Origin of the sequence: Aliiroseovarius sp. (genome assembly GCF_030148435.1) — a bacterium.
In the GTDB taxonomy this organism is placed as follows: domain Bacteria; phylum Pseudomonadota; class Alphaproteobacteria; order Rhodobacterales; family Rhodobacteraceae; genus JASBTN01.
Window position 1 is genome coordinate 37,892 of the sequence record NZ_JASBTN010000079.1, and the last position, 18,259, is coordinate 56,150.

General features: G+C 63.9%; 18 protein-coding genes and 1 tRNA gene. 9 read left to right on the forward strand and 10 right to left on the reverse strand.

What is annotated here, in order from left to right; all coding sequences use genetic code 11:
- Nucleotides 1-12 precede the first annotated feature (12 nt).
- Nucleotides 13-2,088: a bifunctional sulfate adenylyltransferase/adenylylsulfate kinase gene (locus tag Q1V43_RS13935; RefSeq protein ID WP_300519154.1), complete on the reverse strand. Its 2,076-nt coding sequence runs from the start codon at nt 2,086-2,088 to the stop codon at nt 13-15.
- Nucleotides 2,089-2,525: 437 nt separating this feature from the next.
- Nucleotides 2,526-3,491 carry a thioredoxin-disulfide reductase gene (gene trxB, locus Q1V43_RS13940; protein ID WP_300519157.1) on the reverse strand — a complete coding sequence of 322 codons (966 nt, stop codon included), beginning with the start codon at nt 3,489-3,491 and terminating at the stop codon, nt 2,526-2,528.
- A 199-nt stretch (nt 3,492-3,690) separates the two neighbouring features.
- Here trxB and Q1V43_RS13945 point away from each other — a divergent pair, with 199 nt between their 5' ends.
- The gene (locus Q1V43_RS13945) at nt 3,691-4,191 is read left to right on the forward strand and encodes an Lrp/AsnC family transcriptional regulator (protein ID WP_300519160.1); all 501 of its coding nucleotides are present in this window, start codon (nt 3,691-3,693) and stop codon (nt 4,189-4,191) included.
- 226 nt (nt 4,192-4,417) lie between these two features.
- Here Q1V43_RS13945 and Q1V43_RS13950 read toward each other — a convergent pair whose 3' ends face one another.
- The 4 genes from Q1V43_RS13950 to lgt form a co-directional block, all read right to left on the reverse strand.
- Nucleotides 4,418-4,546, reverse strand: coding sequence for a hypothetical protein (locus Q1V43_RS13950; RefSeq protein WP_300519163.1), 129 nt, complete (start codon nt 4,544-4,546; stop codon nt 4,418-4,420).
- A gap of 316 nt (nt 4,547-4,862) precedes the next feature.
- The gene (pgeF, locus tag Q1V43_RS13955) at nt 4,863-5,618 is read right to left on the reverse strand and encodes a peptidoglycan editing factor PgeF (protein ID WP_300519166.1); all 756 of its coding nucleotides are present in this window, start codon (nt 5,616-5,618) and stop codon (nt 4,863-4,865) included.
- A complete protein-coding gene (locus tag Q1V43_RS13960; RefSeq protein WP_300519169.1) occupies nt 5,608-6,675 on the reverse strand; it encodes an SAM-dependent methyltransferase in 1,068 nt (355 codons plus the stop codon). Before Q1V43_RS13960 ends, pgeF begins: the two co-directional genes overlap by 11 nt.
- Nucleotides 6,672-7,565 carry a prolipoprotein diacylglyceryl transferase gene (gene lgt / locus Q1V43_RS13965; protein ID WP_300519172.1) on the reverse strand — a complete coding sequence of 298 codons (894 nt, stop codon included), beginning with the start codon at nt 7,563-7,565 and terminating at the stop codon, nt 6,672-6,674. Before lgt ends, Q1V43_RS13960 begins: the two co-directional genes overlap by 4 nt.
- Nucleotides 7,566-7,659: 94 nt before the next feature.
- Between lgt and Q1V43_RS13970 the strand changes: the two genes are divergently transcribed.
- Nucleotides 7,660-7,908 (forward strand): accessory factor UbiK family protein, encoded by a 249-nt coding sequence (locus Q1V43_RS13970; protein ID WP_300519175.1) that lies wholly within the window; start codon nt 7,660-7,662, stop codon nt 7,906-7,908.
- Between the two features lie 99 nt (nt 7,909-8,007).
- Here the strand turns inward: Q1V43_RS13970 and Q1V43_RS13975 are convergent, their stop codons facing one another.
- A complete protein-coding gene (locus Q1V43_RS13975) occupies nt 8,008-8,814 on the reverse strand; it encodes an SseB family protein (RefSeq protein ID WP_300519178.1) in 807 nt (268 codons plus the stop codon).
- Nucleotides 8,811-9,395, reverse strand: coding sequence for a uracil-DNA glycosylase family protein (locus Q1V43_RS13980; protein WP_300519181.1), 585 nt, complete (start codon nt 9,393-9,395; stop codon nt 8,811-8,813). The genes Q1V43_RS13975 and Q1V43_RS13980 overlap by 4 nt, the downstream gene beginning before the upstream one ends.
- A gap of 109 nt (nt 9,396-9,504) precedes the next feature.
- On the opposite strand from Q1V43_RS13980, the gene Q1V43_RS13985 reads away from it, so the two are divergent.
- The 7 genes from Q1V43_RS13985 (at nt 9,505) to Q1V43_RS14015 (ending at nt 15,969) form a co-directional block, all read left to right on the forward strand.
- Nucleotides 9,505-9,861, forward strand: coding sequence for a metalloregulator ArsR/SmtB family transcription factor (locus Q1V43_RS13985; protein WP_300519184.1), 357 nt, complete (start codon nt 9,505-9,507; stop codon nt 9,859-9,861).
- The gene (locus Q1V43_RS13990) at nt 9,854-10,894 is read left to right on the forward strand and encodes a permease (protein WP_300519187.1); all 1,041 of its coding nucleotides are present in this window, start codon (nt 9,854-9,856) and stop codon (nt 10,892-10,894) included. Before Q1V43_RS13985 ends, Q1V43_RS13990 begins: the two co-directional genes overlap by 8 nt.
- 195 nt (nt 10,895-11,089) lie before the next feature.
- Nucleotides 11,090-12,388, forward strand: a complete 1,299-nt coding sequence (locus Q1V43_RS13995; protein ID WP_300519190.1) for a Na+/H+ antiporter NhaA — start codon at nt 11,090-11,092, stop codon at nt 12,386-12,388.
- A gap of 207 nt (nt 12,389-12,595) precedes the next feature.
- Complete coding sequence (locus Q1V43_RS14000) at nt 12,596-13,255, forward strand: ATP-binding cassette domain-containing protein (protein WP_300519194.1); 660 nt, start codon at nt 12,596-12,598, stop codon at nt 13,253-13,255.
- Nucleotides 13,233-14,957: a capsule biosynthesis protein gene (locus Q1V43_RS14005; protein WP_300519197.1), complete on the forward strand. Its 1,725-nt coding sequence runs from the start codon at nt 13,233-13,235 to the stop codon at nt 14,955-14,957. Before Q1V43_RS14000 ends, Q1V43_RS14005 begins: the two co-directional genes overlap by 23 nt.
- The gene (gene kdsA / locus Q1V43_RS14010; protein WP_300519510.1) at nt 14,957-15,778 is read left to right on the forward strand and encodes a 3-deoxy-8-phosphooctulonate synthase; all 822 of its coding nucleotides are present in this window, start codon (nt 14,957-14,959) and stop codon (nt 15,776-15,778) included. Before Q1V43_RS14005 ends, kdsA begins: the two co-directional genes overlap by 1 nt.
- A 116-nt stretch (nt 15,779-15,894) precedes the next feature.
- Nucleotides 15,895-15,969 (forward strand) — tRNA-Gln (locus Q1V43_RS14015).
- A 257-nt stretch (nt 15,970-16,226) separates the two neighbouring features.
- Here Q1V43_RS14015 and Q1V43_RS14020 read toward each other — a convergent pair.
- Both Q1V43_RS14020 and Q1V43_RS14025 read right to left on the reverse strand, forming a co-directional pair.
- Nucleotides 16,227-17,777, reverse strand: a complete 1,551-nt coding sequence (locus Q1V43_RS14020; protein WP_300519200.1) for a TRAP transporter large permease subunit — start codon at nt 17,775-17,777, stop codon at nt 16,227-16,229.
- Entirely contained in the window at nt 17,777-18,223 is a 447-nt protein-coding gene (locus Q1V43_RS14025) for a TRAP transporter small permease subunit (RefSeq protein ID WP_300519513.1), read from the reverse strand. The genes Q1V43_RS14020 and Q1V43_RS14025 overlap by 1 nt, the downstream gene beginning before the upstream one ends.
- Between the last annotated feature and the right edge of the window lie 36 nt (nt 18,224-18,259).

An 18,259-nucleotide genomic window follows, 5' to 3' on the forward strand; every position in this document is an offset into this window, starting at 1 on the left:
CTGTCCAGAGGCTTATGCCTTGATCAGACCCATGCTTTCCAGCTTCAACAGAACCTGGTGGGCGCAGTTGTCGACCTCGACATTCTCGGTCTCGACCGACAGCTCGGGGTTTTCCGGCACGTCATAGGGGTCCGAGATCCCGGTGAATTCCTTGATCTTGCCCTCGCGCGCCAGCTTGTAGAGCCCCTTGCGGTCGCGGCGTTCGCATTCCTCGATCGTGGTGGCCACGTGCACTTCGACAAAGGCGCCGAAGGCCTCGATGTCCTCGCGCACGGCGCGGCGGGTGGTCGCATAGGGCGCGATCGGCGCACAGATGGCGATCCCGCCGTTCTTGGTGATTTCAGAGGCGACATAGCCGATGCGGCGGATGTTCAGGTCGCGGTGCTCTTTCGAGAAGCCCAGTTCGGACGACAGGTTCTTGCGCACGATATCGCCGTCCAGCAGGGTCACGGGGCGGCCGCCCATCTCCATCAACTTCACCATCAGCGCGTTGGCGATGGTCGACTTGCCCGAGCCCGAGAAGCCGGTGAAGAAGACGGTAAAGCCCTGTTCGGCACGCGGCGGGCGGGTCTTGCGCAGTTCTTCCACCACGGCGGGGAAGCTGAACCATTCGGGGATTTCCAGCCCTTCGGCCAGGCGGCGGCGCAGTTCGGTGCCCGAGATGTTCAGGATGGTAACGTCATCCTTGTCGGCGATTTCGTCGGCAGGTTCGTATTGGGCGCGGTCCTGCACATAGACCATATGTTTGAAATCAACCATCTCGACGCCGATCTCTGCCTCGTGCTCGCGGAACAGGTCCTGGGCGTCATAGGGGCCGTAGAAGTCTTCACCAGCCGAGTTCTTGCCGGGGCCCGCGTGGTCGCGGCCGACGATGAAATGGGTGCAGCCGTGGTTCTTGCGGATCAGACCGTGCCAGATGGCCTCACGCGGACCGGCCATGCGCATGGCAAGGTTCAGAAGGCTCATGGTGGTGGTGGCCGAGGGGTACTGGTCCAGCACCGCCTCGTAGCAGCGCACACGGGTGAAGTGGTCGATGTCGCCCGGTTTGGTCATGCCAACCACCGGGTGGATCAGCAGGTTGGCCTGGGCTTCCTTGGCGGCGCGGAAGGTCAGTTCCTGGTGCGCACGGTGCAGCGGGTTGCGGGTCTGGAACGCCACGACACGGCGCCAGCCGAGCTTGCGGAAATAGGCGCGCAGCTCGTTCGGAGTGTCGCGGCTGCCGCGGAAATCGTAATGCACCGGCTGCTGAATCCCCACGATGGGGCCACCCAGATAGACCGGGCCCGCCTGGTTGTGCAGGTAGTTCACCGCCGGGTGGGCGTCGTCATCGGCGCCAAAGACCTTCTCGGCCTCGCGCGCCTTGTTCGGCACCCAGTTGTCGGTGACGGTCATGGTGGCGAGGATCACGCCTTCCTGGTCGCGCAGGGCAATGTCCTGGCCTTCGGTCAGCGTGGCGGCGAAATCTTCCGACACGTCCAGGGTGATCGGCATCGGCCAGAGCTGACCATCCGCCAGGCGCATGTTTTCGACAACGCCGTCATAGTCTTCCTCGCCCAGAAAGCCCTTGAGCGGGTTGAAGCCGCCGTTCATCAGAAGCTCCAGATCGCAGATCTGGCGCGGGGTCAGGTCCCAGGAGACCAGGTCAGCAGCTTCCACTTTCAGCTTCTGCGCGCTTTCGTAAGAAACATAGAGTTCCGGGATCGGGGTGAGGTTGTTTTCCATGAGATTGGTCCTGTATTTGAGCGGAACCAGGCCGCTGGTGGTGCCGGTAAGCTCCGCGTGCAGGGCGTTGTATTCGGCCAGCTTGTGGGCAAGGAAATGGTCGGTAAGGCGGCGTTTTTCGGCGCCGCCCCGGCCGGTGAGCGTATAGGTGAACCGCTGGCGTTTGTCCGGTCCCTGGCGGGCGCTGACGCTGATCAGCCCCGCCTCGGTCGCGGTACGCAAAAGCGCGTTGAGCCTGCCCAGAGACACGCCGATCGCCGCTGCCAGCGCGCGCTGCGAGGCCTCCGGCGCCGTGTCGAGCTGGCGCAGGAGCCGGAAGAGCTGATCTTCCTCGGCAGAATTGGGCTGTGTCAGTGTCGATGGCATGGGGCGATTCAATGGCCGACTCAATGTGTGTTCACGCGTGAACACATCGCATGAAATGCCGCGTCCGCAAAGCTCTTTTCGCCTAAAGGGTGAATTTCCGCCGAAACCTCGGTCAAGGCGAACGGTGTCGTGAGGCAGGCGCCCTCGCAGGCGACGCTGTTTGTCCCCGGCCGCCATTGAAAGGATGACCGGGGGCGTTCCTGACCGGTCCGGTGCGCTGGTCATTGGCGGGGCGCGCGGTTTCTGCGTGCCATCTGGCCCGGTCCCCGATCGAAGCGCGTGGGTGTACGGGGGGCAATCGCGCAGGAGCGGTCTGTGGTCAGGCCCTCATATTCGCCATGTGACCCGCGCCCGTGGCGCTTTGACACCGGGATGCGAAACAAGTGCGGCGGGCGGAACCTGAAATTCCGCCCGCCGAAAGCACGATGGCAAAATGGTCATTCGGCCGCTTCGGCCGTTTCGCTTTCCAGTTCGGAAATATAGGCTTCCGCCTCCAAAGCGGCCATGCAGCCCATGCCCGCCGAAGTCACCGCCTGGCGGTACTTGTGGTCGGTCAGATCGCCGGCGGCAAAGACGCCGGGGATCGAGGTCGCGGTCGAGTCGGGCTGGGTCACGACATAGCCTCCCATGTGCGTTTCCAGCACATCCTTGACCAGTTCGTTCGCGGGCGCATGGCCGATCGCGATGAACACACCCTTGGCCGGGATCTCGGTGATCTTGCCGGTTTTCACGTGTTTGGCGCGCACGCCGGTGACGCCCAGCGGGTTTTCGTCGCCCACGACCTCTTCGAGGGTGTGATCCCAGAGCGGTTCGATCTTCTCGTTCTTCATCAGCCGGTCGATCAGGATCTTTTCGGCGCGCAGTTCGTCGCGGCGGTGGATCAGGGTGACTTTGCTGGCGAAGTTGGTCAGAAACAGCGCTTCCTCGACCGCTGTGTTGCCGCCGCCGACCACGACGATCTCCTGGCCGCGATAGAAGAACCCGTCACAGGTGGCACAGGCAGACACGCCGAAGCCCTTGAACTTCTCTTCCGAAGGCAGGCCCAGCCACTTGGCGCGTGCGCCGGTGGCCAGGATCACCGCGTCCGCCGTATAGGTCGTGCCGCTGTCGCCCTTGGCCACGAAGGGGCGCACCGACAGGTCCAGATCGGTAATGATGTCGCCGATCACCTCGGTGCCCACGGCGCGGGCGTGTTCTTCCATCTTCATCATCAGCTCGGGGCCTTGGATGTCGATGAAGGACGGGTAGTTCTCAACCTCGGTGGTGGTGGTCAGCTGGCCGCCGGGTTCAATGCCCTGAACCAGGATCGGGTTCAGCATGGCGCGGGCGGCGTAGACGCCGGCGGTATAGCCGGCGGGGCCGGACCCGATGATGAGGGTTTTGGTGTGGCGCGTATCGGACATGTCTTGTTCCCGGTCAGAATTTGGTTCACACGGATATAAGGCGCATGGGGGGATGGGAAAAGCCCCCCCTTTTCCAATCCTGCTCCTGGTTGTGAACGCAGCGTCGCATCCGGAAATGATGTTGCGTGAGCGCGAAAGATTATTGCGCGTCCATGCGCGCGAGGATAAGGTTCGCGCAACTTTTCACAGGATGACCCCGATGGCCACCAGCAAACTTGACCCGATCGACCGCATGATTCTGGCCGAATTGCAGGCGGACGGGCGCATGACCAACGTCGAGCTGGCAAAACGGGTCGGAATTTCCGCTCCGCCCTGCCTGCGCCGCGTGCGCACGCTGGAGGAATCGGGCTACATTCGCGGCTATCACGCCGATGTGGACGCCCGCGCGCTGGGCTTCGAGGTGCAGGTCTTTGCCATGGTCGGTCTGGTCAGCCAGGCGGAGGCGGATCTGTCCGCCTTCGAGGGAAAATGCCGTGAATGGTCGCTGGTGCGCGAGTGCCACATGCTGAATGGCGAAGTGGATTTCATCCTGAAATGCGTGGCGCCTGACCTGTCGACTTTCCAGACCTTTCTGACCGAGCAGCTGACGGCGGCGGACAACGTGGCCTCGGTCAAGACCTCGCTGGTCATTCGCGATGCCAAGGATGATCCCGGCGTGCCCTTCGACGTGCTCGAAGCGCGGCTTGCGGAAACCCCCTGACGCGCGGCGGGACCGTGCTGACGCGGCGGGTTCCGAAAGGGCCTCACCCAACGGCAGGGCGTTGCGCCGGACAGGTCACGGGCAGGCTCCGGGATAAAGACGTCGTTCCGGGTTCCGAACGGGTTCGGGTCCAATGCATTCCGGGGGCGGCGAGTGATGCACCAAAAAAAAAGCCGCCCTCCGGATTGGAGCGGGCGGCCAGTTCTCTCTGCTTATGAAGAGGGGGTCAGGCGGCGCGGGCGCGGGTTTTCGCGGCCTTTTTGCGTGCGTCGCGGCGTGCTCCGCGGGTCCAGGGAAGCTCTACCGCGTCAGTGTCGGCATCCACGATCCATTTCATCCAGCGTTTCTGTTTCATTTCTGCCTCGTTGTCTTAACCGTGTCGACGGTGTGGTCTTGCTGTCGGGGACCAGCCTAGACAGGGATTCGGGCAGGGGTTTGGCAAAGCCGTGAGATATTCTCAAAAGGTGCCGGAAACCGTAGCGGGCACAGCGAAGCCTTGAAAACAAGGGGTGCGGGAAACATTCGCCGATCCGGGGCGCAACTGTTTCCACGATTGGGGCGCGATTTGGGCACTCGCTGCCCAGGTTCGGCCAATTTTACGGCCTGACCGATGCCGGGACAACGCTTCCGGTCGGGTGCCCGCAAGACCCTCGGTTTCGCCCCGTTGGCTGCTACAGCCGGATGGCCGAGACCAGCCGTCCGTAATCGGGCTCTCCGCGATGGACCGAGCGGCGGTAGGAATAGAACAGGTCCGGGTTGGCGTAGGTGCAGTGACGCACCCATTCCGCATTGCCCACCCCCGCCGCGCGCAGGCGTTCGAGGCAATAGACCGGCAGGTCAAAATGGTATTTGTCGCCCACGCCGTTCACGAAGAAGCGGCCATTGTCCGCATCCGCGTCAAGGAACCGGTCAAGGAATTCCGGGCCGACTTCGTAGTTCTGCTGCGAGATCGTCGGGCCAAGCACGGCACAGATCCCCTCACGGGTCGCCCCCAGCCCCACCATGGCCTCGATCGTTCCTTCCAGAACGCCGTCCAGCGCGCCCTTCCAGCCCGCGTGGGCCGCGCCCACGACGCCCGCCTCGCGGTCGGCGAACAGAACCGGGCCGCAATCAGCGGTCAGGATGGTCAGGGCCAGGCCCGGAGTGGCCGTCACAACGGCGTCGGCCTCGGGCTTGTTGCCCAGCGGCCCTTCGGCCACCACCACGTCGGGGGAATGCACCTGGTGCACGCCGATCAGGTCCTCGGGCGCGACGCCCATCGCCTCGGCCACCCGGGTGCGGTTGATCGCGACCGCCTCGGCCATGTCATCGCTGCCCGCGCCGCAGTTGAGCCCGGCATAAACCCCGGAGGATGCGCCCCCCTTGCGGGTGAAGAAACCGTGCCGCAGGTCCCCTATGGCGTCCGATATGATGGCTTCAAGCGTCATGTGTCGTTCCCGGAATGGCCGGCTCTCCTGCGCGAGTCAGGCCGAGCACCTTGAAGAGCGTCCCCATTTCGTCCGGGTGCGTCAAGCGCCGATGGGCGGCAACATGGCTGTCCAGCGCCGGGCCGCTCAGGGCCTTGGCGAGGGCCCGGGCGCGCTGGGTAATGCCGAGCCGTTCCAGAAACAGGCCCTGTGGTGCCACCCGGGCCGGGATCAGGTCGGTCGCGGAGATCAGGGCTTCGAAATCGACATGGCAGGTCAGGTCGGCCTCTCCCGGGCTGCGCAGAGGGTCGACCGGCCGGTGCGCCTTCAGCGCCTGCAACGTGTCGCCCTGCGAGCGCCATTCGCCATAATCGATCACAAGGGCCGCGCCGCCATGTGTCTGGATGCGGGCTGCGACCGGTGCCAGCACGGCGCTGGCGGCGGGGCAGTATTCCACCACGTCTCCGTGCGCGGTGTCCTCGCGCCGGTGGGTCAGAAAGGGGGCGGGGGTCGGACCGGACAGGCCCAGGATCAGCTTGCCGTTCTGCACGCCGACCTGCCGCTCGCGCCAGCCGTCCTCGTCCCGCACGAACTGGCGCACGGGCAGAGCGTCGAAGAACTCGTTTGCCACCAGGAACAGGGGCTGGTCGGGCAGTGTGTCGGCGCTGTCGTGATGGGTGGGGGTGTGGGCTGCCAGTTGCTCGGCCTGGATCGTGCGCAGTTTCGGCGAGGCTTCGACAAGGTGCACCTGTGCTGCAGCGTGAAACCCCGGCACATGGGCGGTGGCGCGCAGGATATCGGCCATCAGCGTGCCGCGCCCGGGGCCAAGTTCGGCCAGCGTAAAGGGCGCGGGGGCACCGCGATCAAGCCAGGCCTGGGCCAGCGCCAATCCGATCATCTCGCCAAACATCTGGCTGATCTCCGGCGCCGTGGTGAAATCCCCCGCCCCCCCCAGCGGATCGCGTGTGGCGTAATAGCCGTGCCGGGGATGGAGCAGGCACTCGGCCATGTAATCGGCCACGGTGATGGGCCCGCTCTGGGTGATGCGGGCGATCAGAAGGCCGGTCAGGGCAGTCATCGCGCGGGCCTCCGCGCGGCCCAGATCAGGGTCGCGAGGCCGATCACGATCATCGGGGTAGACAAAAGCTGACCCATGGTCATGCCGATGTCGGGGCTCAGGCGGATCACGTGACCCCAGGGGTTGTCAGGAGTGATGTATTGCCCATCCGCCTGACGGAAGAATTCAACCGTGAAACGCGCCAACCCGTAGCCCAGGAAAAAGCCGCCGGTCAGCATGCCGGGGCGTTTCAGCCAACCGGACCTCCAGGCAAGGTGCAGAAGAACGGCCGCAAGCAGCACGCCTTCCAGCCCGGCCTCGTAGAGCTGGCTTGGGTGGCGGGCACAGGGGCTGGCGAAACCGGGGCAGTATTGCGCGGCCTCGCCGGGGAAGATCACGCCCCAGGGCGCGTCGGTCGGGCGGCCCCAGAGCTCGGCATTGATGAAATTCGTCACCCGGACCAGCCCGATGCCAATCGGCGCGGCGATGGCCAGAAGGTCGGCGATCGAGGCCGTGGCCAGCCCGTGTTTGCGGGAAAACAGCCAGACCGCCGCGCAGACGCCCAGGAACCCGCCGTGGAAAGACATGCCGCCCTCCCAGACCTGCAGGATCTGACCGGGGTTTGCCAGGTAATACGCCGGTTGGTAGAACAGGACAAAGCCCAGCCGCCCGCCCGCGATGATCCCCACCACGATCCAGGTCGACAGCGCCTCGAGCTGCTCGGAGGTCATTGGCGCACCGTCCTCGCCCCAAAGCCTGAGCGTTTTCAGGGCGCGGGCGATGATCCACCAGCCGATGGCAATGCCGACAAGATAGCCGACCGCGTACCAACGCAGCGAAAAGCCGCCATCGCCAATGGGGATGGTGAAGATTTCGGGCGAGATGTCGGGGAAGGGAATAGCTGCAATCATACAGGGTAGGTGGCCGGGCGGGCAGACGAAGTCAAGCTTGTGATTTCCACTGTTCGAGCCCATATAGGCGTCATTGGACGAAGGAGACCCATCCATGCAGACGCGCAACAAGGTTCTGGACGATATTTCGCAACTGATGACCAACGCCATGGGCGTGGCGCAGGGCGCGAAGGACGAGGCCGAGACCGCGATGAAAAGCTGGATGGACCGTTGGCTGGCCGATCGCGATTTCGTCACCCGCGAAGAGTTCGATGCGGTACGCCTGATGGCCCAGAAGGCGCGGGAAGAGAACGAAGCCCTGAAAGCGCGCCTCGCCGCGTTGGAAGAGGCCTCGAAGGGCTGACGCCCTTTCCACGGGCTCAGTCCCGAAAGGTTTCCCCGGTGTGCCACGAATGGCCGCCGAAGGGGCCTTTCGTGCGCCGGATCCGAATGGGGCGGCGCGCTATTTCAGGATTGGTGGCTTACCGGGGTCCATGCCCGGCGGTTGCGGAGCAGAGGGCGCCTGTGCGGCCGGTTCGGGCAGGTCATAGCGCAACCCGTGACGCATAAGGCTTTCGCCGGCCTTGTCCGCGCTGGCGAAGAAGCCGACATCCAGCTGCCCGGCTTCGATACCCGAAAAAGTCAGCGCCTCGCTCACCGCGCCAGCCAATGCCGGTTCGGCGCCCGTGACCGGGTCGATGAAGCCCAGGAGGTGCCCGCGGCGCCCGTCTTCATAGGTCACGCCGACCAGGCAGGCGCAGCGCGCCAATCCGCCTGCGGTGGCCAGTTTGGCGTCCAGGCCAATGAGCAGCCCCTCCGGCAGCGCGCCGGGGGCGGTGACTTCGGAGATCCGTGCCTCGACCTGTTCGGGACCATGGCCCAGGGTTTCGGCCAGCCAGCCCATCGCTTCGGCCGGGATCAGGATCGACGAGGGCGCGACGCCCAGGTTCACCCCCAGCCCGATGCCTTGTCCCGCCAGCATGCCCGCGATCACCCGTCCGGGCAGCGCGGCATAGGGCGAGGCGGTTTCGGTAAAGCCGGTCAACCGGTCCTCGCGATCAAACACCAGCACGAACCTGTCGCCCTCCAGCTCGAACAGCTCCGGGTCCAGACTGTCGCCATCCGCCTCGCGGGTCAGCAACAGGAACAATTCCCCATCCGCCAGCCTCTCGTAGAACCTGAGCCGCGCCGCGTCATCTTCCAGGTCTGCCTGCATCCCGGCATGGGCGGCGTCGAGACGGGTCAGGTCGTCGCTGGTCTGGTCGGTCATGCAAGCACCTCGGTTATGCGGGTTCGAAGGGCGGGCAGGAGCTTTGCCTCGAACCAGGGGTTCTTCTTCAGCCATCCCGTATTGCGCCAGGACGGATGTGGCAAGGGAAAGAGGCGCGGCGCATGGGCGCGCCAGCCCGCAACCGTGTCTGTCACGCCCGTTTTCGCGCCCAGGTGCCATTTCTGCGCATGGCCCCCGACCAGCAGGGTCAGGGGCATTTCACCCAGCGCGTCATCGACCCGCATCGCCCAGGTCTCGGCGCAGAGCTTCGGGGGCGGCAGGTCCGATCCCCTGGCGTCGTACCCCGGGAAACAGAAGCCCATCGGCGTCACCGCGATCCGGTCGCGGTCGTAGAAGGTCCCGCGATCAAGTCCCATCCAGTCACGCAGCCGGTCGCCGGAGCGGTCGTTGAAGGGAAGTCCCGTCTCATGCACCCGCATCCCGGGCGCCTGGCCGATCACCCGGATGCGCGCGCCGGGCCGGAACCAGGCCACCGGGCGCGGCGCATGGCCCGTATGGGTCGCGGCAAAGCGGCCGGCGCAGAGACGGCAGGCCGAGATTTCGTCGGTGAGGTCCGGCATGGCGTCAGGGTAAGGGCGGCGGCGCGGGCGAACAAGGTGGGTAGCATATATTTCGAAGAGTCTCGAAATATGTATTGTTTCGCTCCATTATTTCTATATTTCTAGAAATATGAAACACGATTCTCCCTCCCCCACACGCGGTATGTCCGTGGAAGTCGTTGCCAGCTCCTTCGCGGCGCTTGGCAGCGAACAGCGGCTCGAGGTCCTGCGCACGCTGGTGCGTGCCGGACCCAAGGGTCTGACCATTGGTGAGCTTGGCAGGCGCTCGGGCGTTTCCGGCTCGACACTCACCCATCACATGAAGATCCTGGCCGGTGCCGGGCTGGTCACGCAGGAAAAACAGGGCCGGTCCATCATCTGCGTTGCCGCGCAGTTGGAGGTCATGCAGGCCCTGTCCGACTATCTTCTCAACGAATGCTGTGCCGATTGCGCGCCAGAGGACAGGGGCCAGAATCGAAATGGCTGACACGACACAAAACGCCCCGAAATCCTGGAAGGTCGACAAGGCCTGGGTTGCGATCCTGTTGATCCCGGTGGCCCTGGCGATCTTCGACCCGGTCGAGGTCTGGCCCATGCTGACATTCGCCGCAGGCGCCTTCGGGACCACCAGCATCTTCATCGTCTTCGCCGTGCTCGCCGTGGCCTACATGAAAGCGACCGGGGCCGAGAACCTTCTGGCCAGAGCCTTTGAAGGGCGTGAGTTGCATATGATCGCCATGGCTGCGCTGATGGGCGGGCTGTCGCCCTTCTGCTCCTGCGAGGTCATTCCCTTTATCGCCGCCTTGCTGGCTGTGGGCGCGCCGCTGTCAGCGGTCATGGCCTTCTGGCTGTCCTCGCCCCTGATGGACCCGGCCATGTTCCTGATCACCTCCGGGACGCTTGGTGTGCCCTTTGCCGTGGCCAAGGCGGCCTCGGCCGTGTCATTGGGCCTGTTTGGCGGCTTGATGGTCAAGACCTTCGCCCGCACCGCCATCTTTGCGGATCCACTGAAGACTGCGCCGGTGGAAAGCTGCTGTTCCGCCTCTTCCTGCGGGTCAGGCGAGGCGGGGCCGCTGCGAGGCGAAACCATCTGGAAATTCTGGCCCCACGCAGATCGTCGGCGCACCTTTCGCGACACGGTGATCGAGAACGCGCTGTTCCTGGGCAAGTGGCTGCTGCTGGCCTACATGATCGAGGCGCTGATGCTGCGCTATGTGCCTGCCGACATGATCGCCAGGGCGCTGGGCGGGGATGGCATCGGCCCGATCATCCTGGGGGCGCTGGTGGGCATGCCCGCCTATCTGAACGGCTATGCCGCCGTGCCGCTGGTCGGTGGCCTGCTGGAGCAGGGCATGTCGAACGGAGCGGCGATGTCCTTCGTCCTGGCCGGGGGCGTCAGCAGCATCCCTGCCGCCATCGCGGTCTGGGCACTGGTCAAGCCGCGCGTCTTTTCGGCCTACCTTGGGCTGGCCCTGATCGGCTCGGTTGCTGCCGGGTTTGTGTGGAATGTGATCTCCTGACGCAACTTTTGCACCCTGTTGACATTGACCGGGCGCCCCGTTCCACTATCTGACCATGAGGGTCGGACAAGGAGCGGGGCGCCCGAACGCCTGCCACCGGCCCGGTCGGGTGCGTTCGCGCTTCCGGGGAGACACCGGGAAAACCCGGAACTACAAGGGGAGCTTCGCAACTGGCGGGGCAAAACGGGGGACGGCATGTATCGCGTCTGGAATTTCATCACTACCTATTCGGTCCTTCTGATCAGCGGCGCACTGATAGCCCTGATCTGGGCCAATATCGACGCAGACAGCTACCACTACTTCGTGGAATATCCTATCTGGTTCAATGACTTGATCGGGTTGGACCTCTCCTACTGGAAAAAGTCCATCGGGCCGGAGGCCGCGCAGTTCGACCCGGGCGGGGCAGGCAAGGTTCTGACCTTGCACTACCTGGTCAACGATATTCTGATGGCCCTGTTCTTTGCCATTGCCGCCAAGGAGGTCTGGGAGGCCGTCATACTCAAGGACGGCTCCCTGCGAGGCAAGAAGGCGGCCACGCCACTGGTGGCCACGGCAGGCGGCATGTTCGGCCCGATCGCGGTCTACCTGGGGCTTGCCGCCGTCCTGGGCAGTGACGTCTATGACGCGGTATCGCGCGGGTGGGCCATCCCGACCGCCACGGACATCGCTTTCAGCTACCTGGTGGGGCGGATAGTATTTGGTGCGGGCCACCCGGCGGTGCGTTTCCTGCTGCTTCTGGCCATTGCCGATGACGCTGCGGGGCTGGTGATCCTGGCGATCTTCTACCCCTCAGGCGAGTTGGCGGTGGAATGGCTGGGCCTGTCGGTTGCGGCTTCGGCCGGCGCGTTCTTCTTCTTCAACTGGCTGCCGCGCCGCCTGGACCGTGGCAATCAGCTCCGGCCGAAATCCACCTGGGTACGGCAGAAACTCAGCTTCTGGCCCTATGCCATTGCTGGCGCCATCAGCTGGTTCGGGTTTGCCCAGTCAGGTCTTCACCCGGCGCTGGGCCTATTGCCGATCGTTCCTGCCATTCCCCACGCCGACCGCGCCTTCGGCATCTTCGCCGAGGCCGAGAAATACCTGCACGACCTGTTGAACGAGATGGAACACGCCCTGCAATGGCCGGTCGAGATCATCCTGTTCTTCTTCGGCCTGCTGAACGCGGGCGTGACATTCAACGCCATCGGCGAGGCAACCTGGCTGGTGCTGGCGGGGCTCATCATCGGCAAGCCGCTGGGCATCCTGCTGTTCGGCTGGGTGGCGGCAACGGTCCTCAGGCTGGGCCTTCCGGAAGGCATGCGCATCATCGACCTGATCGTGATCGGTTTCGTCGCCGCCATCGGCTTTACCGTGTCGCTCTTCGTCGCTTCGGTGGCCTTCGAGGGCGGACCAACCCAGGACGCGGCCAAGATGGGCGCCCTGTTCAGCTTTGGCGCGGTGTTCCTGTCGCTCTGGGCGGGGAAACTGTTCCGGGTAGAGAAACAGATCGCCTGATTGGACGGCGAATCCCGGGCGATTGTTTCTGCCCGGGATACAAAAAACGCCGAATTTGCGCCGCAATTCGCCTGCCTAACCCCCGAAGCCGTTGTGTTTCGGGGGATTTTTCGGACATAATGCTGCCTAAATGGCCCTCTATAGCTCCTCTTTAACAAAGCTCGGCTAAAACAGAGCGATGAGGCAGTAGCAGTTCGGAGCGCGTGAATGCTCGAGTTCATCAATGTCAGCAAGTCCTTCTGGACCGGCAAACAGCGCAAGGTCATCCTTGATCGGGCGTCGTTTCGCGTGGAGCTGGGCAACTCGATGGGCATCCTGGCGCCGAACGGCACCGGCAAGACCACGATCGTCAACATGATGGCCGGGCTCGAGAAACCGGATGAGGGCGAGATCCGGCGCAAATGTCGCGTTTCCTTCCCGCTGGGGTTCATGGGCGGTGTGATCGGCAAGCTTTCCGCAAAGGAAAACGCGCGCTACGTGGCGCGCCTCTACGGCCTTGATCCGGATTATCTGGAGGCGTTCACCCGCTGGCTCTGCGGGCTGGAGGAATATTACGATTTCCCCGTCTCCACCTATTCCCAGGGCATGCGCGCGCGCTTTACCTTCGCGCTGCTGCTGGCTTTGGAGTTCGACATCTATCTGATCGACGAAGGCATGCCTCAAACCACGGATGCCGAATTCAACCGCAAGGCCGGGGACGTCTTGCGCCAACGGTTGGAAAACTCGACGGTCATCGTTGTCTCGCACCAGGCGCAGACGCTGGAGAAATTCTGTCGCTCGGCGGCGGTCCTGAAAGACGGGCAGCTTTATCAGTTCGACACCTTGGAAGAAGCGAAGCAGCTCTATGACTACCAAACCCAGGGCTAAGAAGTTCCGCATCCGCCGTGCCGCTCCGGCCGGCAACTCGGGCGAAGCGCCCGGGCGCGGTGGTGGTGCGACCGGACCGGCGCGGTCCACGGCGGCCGGTGTCGCGGGCGGCGAACGGCCCGAAGTCACCAGGCCCGAGCAGCCCGCGCCCCGTGCACAGCCTCGCACCCTGAACCCGCTGGAGGAGGCCGCCCTGGGCCCCCAGGAAGACGGCTTTCCCGAAGGTCCGATGACCTCGCAGGCGGCCCGGGCCGGGGCCAAGTCCGGCTCGGTCGAAAACTCCGGTGAGGTTGCTGCCGAGGCCGAAATCTCGGCGATCCGCAAGGAAGGTCTGACCGGGCGCCAGCTGCGCATGGCGCGGCGCGTTGCGCAGAAACACGGGCTGCCCGCGACCTCTGATTTCGACGCGGTTCGCCTGCTCAGGAAGGCGGGCATCGACCCGTTCCAACGCGCCACCATGCTGGAACTGGTCAACCCCGAAGGCGCAAACCAATTGGCCGAGAAACCGGTGCAATTGCCCCAGACCGTCAAACCGGCTGAACAGACCCTGCCGTCGGCCCGCGTGATGGACGCCGCCGAACGCGCCCGATCGGTCATGGAAATCCAGCTCGACATCGCACGCCGCCGTCGCCGCAAGTCGATGCTTCTGCTCACCCGGCTGGCTTTCTTCGTGTTCCTGCCCACGCTGTTTGCGGGGTATTATTACTACAAAGTCGCGACACCGATGTATGCCACCAAGTCCGAGTTCGTGATCCAGAACGCAGACGGGGGGAGCGGCTCGGGAATGGGGGGGCTGTTGCAATCCGCCGGCATCGGATCACCTGACAGCATAGGGGTGCAGGGCTACCTTCTGTCGCGCGAAGCGATGTTGCGGCTGGATGCGGACGAGGGGTTCAAGGCGCATTTCTCGGCCCCGTCGATCGACCCGATCCAGCGCCTCGAAGAGGGCGCGAGCGACGAGGACGCTTACAAACTCTACAAGCGCAACGTGAAGATCGGCTATGACCCGACCGAGGGCATCATCAAGATGGAAGTGGTCGCAACCGACCCCGCGACCAGCCAGCGCTACTCGGAAATCCTGATCTCCTATGCCGAGGAAAAGGTCGATAACCTGACCCAGCGCAAACGCGCAGACCAGATGAAAGGCGCGCAGGAAAGTTTCGAGAAGGCCGAGGCCAAGTGGCTCGATTCCCTGGCCGAAAAGGAGCGCCTGCAAATCGAACGTCAGGTGCTGGACCCGACAGGTGAAGGCAGCCTGCTCATGGGGCAGATTTCCAACCTGGAAACGCAGCTGCTGGAGCAGCAGTTGAAGGAACAACGGTTGAAGAACAACGCCCGCCCGAACCAGGCGCAGCTGTCTGCCGTGCAGGATGAAATCCGCATCCTGTCCGCCCAGATCGTGGAGCTGCGCCGCAAGGTCGATGAACTTGCCCGGATCCAGGGACAGCTGGCCGAGGCCGAGACCCTTGTCCTGACCCGCGCCGCGCTGATGCAGCAGTCGCTGCAGCAGCTCGAAGTGGCCCGGGTCGAGGCCAACAAGCAGACCCGGTATCTTGAGACCAACGTGAACCCCACCGCGCCGGATCGCGCGACCTACCCGCGCGCCTTCGAAAACACGATCCTGTCCTTCCTGGTCTTTGCCGGAATCTACCTGATGGCCTCGCTGACCGCGTCGATCCTGCGCGAACAGGTTTCCGCATGATGAAACGCCTCGACGTGGCCGGGGTAAGGATCGGCAACGACCTGCCCCTGACCGTGATCGCCGGCCCCTGCCAGCTCGAAAGCCTGGAGCACGCGCTGGGGATTGCCGAGGTCATGGCGCAGGCCTGTGCGGAGGCCGGGCTGGGCTACGTCTTCAAGGCAAGTTTCGACAAGGCCAACCGGACCGCCGTGACCGGCCGACGGGGGCCGGGGATCGACGACGGGCTGGAGATGCTGACGGGTGTGAAATCCCGCCTGGGCGTGCCGGTACTGACCGATGTGCACGCGCCCGAGCAATGCGCCCCGGTGGCCGAGGTCGCGGATGTACTGCAGATCCCGGCCTTTCTGTGCCGCCAGACCGACCTCTTGCTGGCCGCCGGGCAGACGGGCAGAGCGGTGAACATCAAGAAAGGCCAGTTCCTGGCCCCTTGGGACATGGAACACGTGACGGCCAAGGTGGCCTCCACCGGCAATTCCCGCATCCTCCTGACCGAACGCGGCACCAGTTTCGGCTACAACACCCTGGTCGCCGACATGCGCGCCCTGCCGCAGATGGCGGCAGCCGGATACCCTGTGATCATGGATGCCACTCACGCGGTGCAGATGCCGGGTGGGCGGGGAGGCACCTCGGGCGGGCAGCGCGAGTTTGCTCCGATCCTGGCGCGGGCGGCGGTGGCCGTCGGCGTAGCGGGCGTGTTCCTCGAGACCCACCCCGACCCGGACAGGGCGCCCTCGGACGGACCCAACATGATTGTGCTGGACGATATGCCCGCGCTGATCGCCCGATTGGCCGCGTTCGATGCGCTGGCAAAAGAGGCGTAGGGACGAGGGCTGAAACGACAGGCGAGCCCTGCACAAAAGAGCCAAGAAAACCGCGCGGATTTGTGTTTTTTGCTCTTGCACCCCCGCGCGGCTTTGACTAGATAAGCCTCCACCGTTGGGGTGTAGCCAAGTGGTAAGGCAACTGTTTTTGGTACAGTGTACCGTAGGTTCGAATCCTACCACCCCAGCCAACCATTCTCTGAAAGTTCAGCGCGAAGAGATACAGGGATCGTCTCCCATAGTCCCGTGTGAAAGTGCCCCGGTTTCTGTCTCGGTGTTCCCCGGAACCTGAGCCCGGGGGTGTTGAGAGTTTCCGGGGAGAAAGGTGGGGAGGGGCTCAGCCACGGGGGTGCTTAGAGCGGGCGGCCGGGATTTCGTGGAGTTTGTCGAAGGGTTCTTTATGGACTGACGGCAAGGCCAATCGCCCTGCCACCGAAGGTGATCCGGTTCAGAACAGCACCGAGGGCAACCACGTCGCCAAGTCCGGGATCATCCAGACCAGAAGGACACCAACGGCCTGCAGGGCAATGAATGGGACAACGCCAGCATAGATGGCGCCGGTCGATACCTCCTTCGGGGCGGCCCCACGCAGGTAGAACAGCGAAAAACCGAAGGGCGGGGTGAGAAAGCTGGTCTGCAGGTTGATGGCAATCAGGATGCCCAGCCAGATCGGATCATATCCCATCAGGATCAGCTGCGGCGTGACAAGTGGCAGCACGATGACCGAGATTTCAACAAAATCGAGGAAGAAGCCCAGAAGAAAGATGAAGAGCATGCAGAACAGCAAGGCTCCGATTGGGCCGCCGGGCAACTGCGACAGGATGTGGGCCACCCGCTCTTCGCCACCCAGGCCGATGAACACCAGCGAGAACATCCCGGCAGCGAGGATCGTGGCGAAGATCATTGCCGTCATGGTGGCGGTGGACTCAACCGCTTGATGCAGGATGCGTTTTGGCCAGCTGGCAAACAGCGAGACCAGCACTGCCACCCCGCCAATGGCCGCAAGGGCGGCGTAGACAAAACCAAGCGAGAGTGCGCCGGGCCCCAGATCATCACGTTGCAGGCGCACCGGGGCCACGCCTGAAAGGACTGCCAGCAGAATGAACGAGCCGGCCCCCAACAGGATCAGCCGTTGCGAACCGCCGGACCGCAGACCCGCCATCAGCAGGGCCCCGACGGCGCCGACCGATGCGGCTTCGGTCGGCGTGGCGACACCACCAAGGATCGCGCCGAGGACCGCAAAGATCAGCAGGATCGGCGGCACGATGGCCGCGATCACCTCGGTCCATGCCGGCTTGGCCAGATGGGCGGGGGCAGAGGGCATGTCCTGTGGGCGCAGGAAACCCCGGATCACGATATAGAGCAGGTAGAGCACCACCAGCATCAGACCCGGCAGAAGGGCCGCGGAAAAGAACTGCCCGACGGACAGCGCCTCGACCGAGAACTTCCCCTGTTCGTACTGGGCCTGCTGATAGGCATTGGACATGACATCGGCGAGGATGATCAACAGGGTGGAAGGGGGAATGATCTGCCCCAATGTTCCGGCCGTACAGACGATGCCCGAGGCAACCCTTGGGGCATAGCCCGAGCGCAACATGGTCGGCAGGGCGATCATGCCCATGGCGACGACCGTGGCCCCGACAATTCCCGTCGAAGCTGCCAGAAGTGCTCCGACCAGCACGACCGAAATGCCGAGCCCCCCCTTGAGCTGGCCGAACAGGCGCCCCATCGTATCCAGAAGGTTTTCCGCGATCTGGCTCTTTTCCAGCACCGCCCCCATCAGGACAAAGAGCGGGATGGCAATCAGCACCTGGTTGCTCAGCAGGCCGAACACGCGCTGGCTCATGGCGCCGAGCAGCGTGATGTCCATGACCCCCAGCACCCAGCCGAGATAGGCAAAGATGATCGCAACACCCGCGATGCTGAACGACACCGGGAACCCCAAGAGGATAGCCCCCATGAGAGCCGCGAACATGATCAGGTCCAGATTCTCGCTCATTATCGGGTTTCCTCGCGCAGCAGCCGCACCAGAAAGGCGACGGATTGCAGCAGAACCAGAATGCAGAAGGCCGGGATAAGGGACTTCAACAGGAAGACCGCCTTGATCCCGCCCACGGAAAGAGGGCCTTCGAGGATGCTCCACGAGCTGCGAACCGACGGCCATGACCAGTACAGCAGGGCAACCATCGACGGGATGAGCAGGCAGAGGTGGCCGAAGATGTCGATGCGGCGCCGGGCCAGTTGGCTTAGCCGCGCATAGAACACGTCGACACGCACATGTTTGTCGACCAGCAGCGTATAACCGGCCGCCAGCATGAACAGCGTCGCATGCATGTAAAGAACGGTTTCCTGCACGGCGATGGAATTGACGCCAAACACGTACCTCCCGACCACGATCGAGAACTGGACAAGAACCATTGCCAGAGCGAGCCAGCGCACTGCCATGGCAACCGTTTGGTTTATCAGGTCGAACAGACGCGC

Coding starts and splice junctions, on each gene's coding strand:
- pgeF (WP_300519166.1), bottom strand. CDS start 5,618: ATGACGCTTGAAGCCATCATATCGGACGCCATAGGGGACCTGCGGCAC.
- Q1V43_RS13975 (WP_300519178.1), bottom strand. CDS start 8,814: ATGACCGACCAGACCAGCGACGACCTGACCCGTCTCGACGCCGCCCAT.
- Q1V43_RS13995 (WP_300519190.1), top strand. CDS start 11,090: ATGTATCGCGTCTGGAATTTCATCACTACCTATTCGGTCCTTCTGATC.
- Q1V43_RS13950 (WP_300519163.1), bottom strand. CDS start 4,546: ATGAAACAGAAACGCTGGATGAAATGGATCGTGGATGCCGACACTGAC.
- kdsA (WP_300519510.1), top strand. CDS start 14,957: ATGAAACGCCTCGACGTGGCCGGGGTAAGGATCGGCAACGACCTGCCC.
- Q1V43_RS14025 (WP_300519513.1), bottom strand. CDS start 18,223: ATGGCAGTGCGCTGGCTCGCTCTGGCAATGGTTCTTGTCCAGTTCTCG.
- Q1V43_RS13990 (WP_300519187.1), top strand. CDS start 9,854: ATGGCTGACACGACACAAAACGCCCCGAAATCCTGGAAGGTCGACAAG.
- Q1V43_RS13985 (WP_300519184.1), top strand. CDS start 9,505: ATGAAACACGATTCTCCCTCCCCCACACGCGGTATGTCCGTGGAAGTC.
- Q1V43_RS13960 (WP_300519169.1), bottom strand. CDS start 6,675: ATGACTGCCCTGACCGGCCTTCTGATCGCCCGCATCACCCAGAGCGGG.
- Q1V43_RS14000 (WP_300519194.1), top strand. CDS start 12,596: ATGCTCGAGTTCATCAATGTCAGCAAGTCCTTCTGGACCGGCAAACAG.
- Q1V43_RS13970 (WP_300519175.1), top strand. CDS start 7,660: ATGCAGACGCGCAACAAGGTTCTGGACGATATTTCGCAACTGATGACC.
- lgt (WP_300519172.1), bottom strand. CDS start 7,565: ATGATTGCAGCTATTCCCTTCCCCGACATCTCGCCCGAAATCTTCACC.
- Q1V43_RS14020 (WP_300519200.1), bottom strand. CDS start 17,777: ATGAGCGAGAATCTGGACCTGATCATGTTCGCGGCTCTCATGGGGGCT.
- trxB (WP_300519157.1), bottom strand. CDS start 3,491: ATGTCCGATACGCGCCACACCAAAACCCTCATCATCGGGTCCGGCCCC.
- Q1V43_RS13935 (WP_300519154.1), bottom strand. CDS start 2,088: ATGCCATCGACACTGACACAGCCCAATTCTGCCGAGGAAGATCAGCTC.
- Q1V43_RS13980 (WP_300519181.1), bottom strand. CDS start 9,395: ATGCCGGACCTCACCGACGAAATCTCGGCCTGCCGTCTCTGCGCCGGC.
- Q1V43_RS13945 (WP_300519160.1), top strand. CDS start 3,691: ATGGCCACCAGCAAACTTGACCCGATCGACCGCATGATTCTGGCCGAA.
- Q1V43_RS14005 (WP_300519197.1), top strand. CDS start 13,233: ATGACTACCAAACCCAGGGCTAAGAAGTTCCGCATCCGCCGTGCCGCT.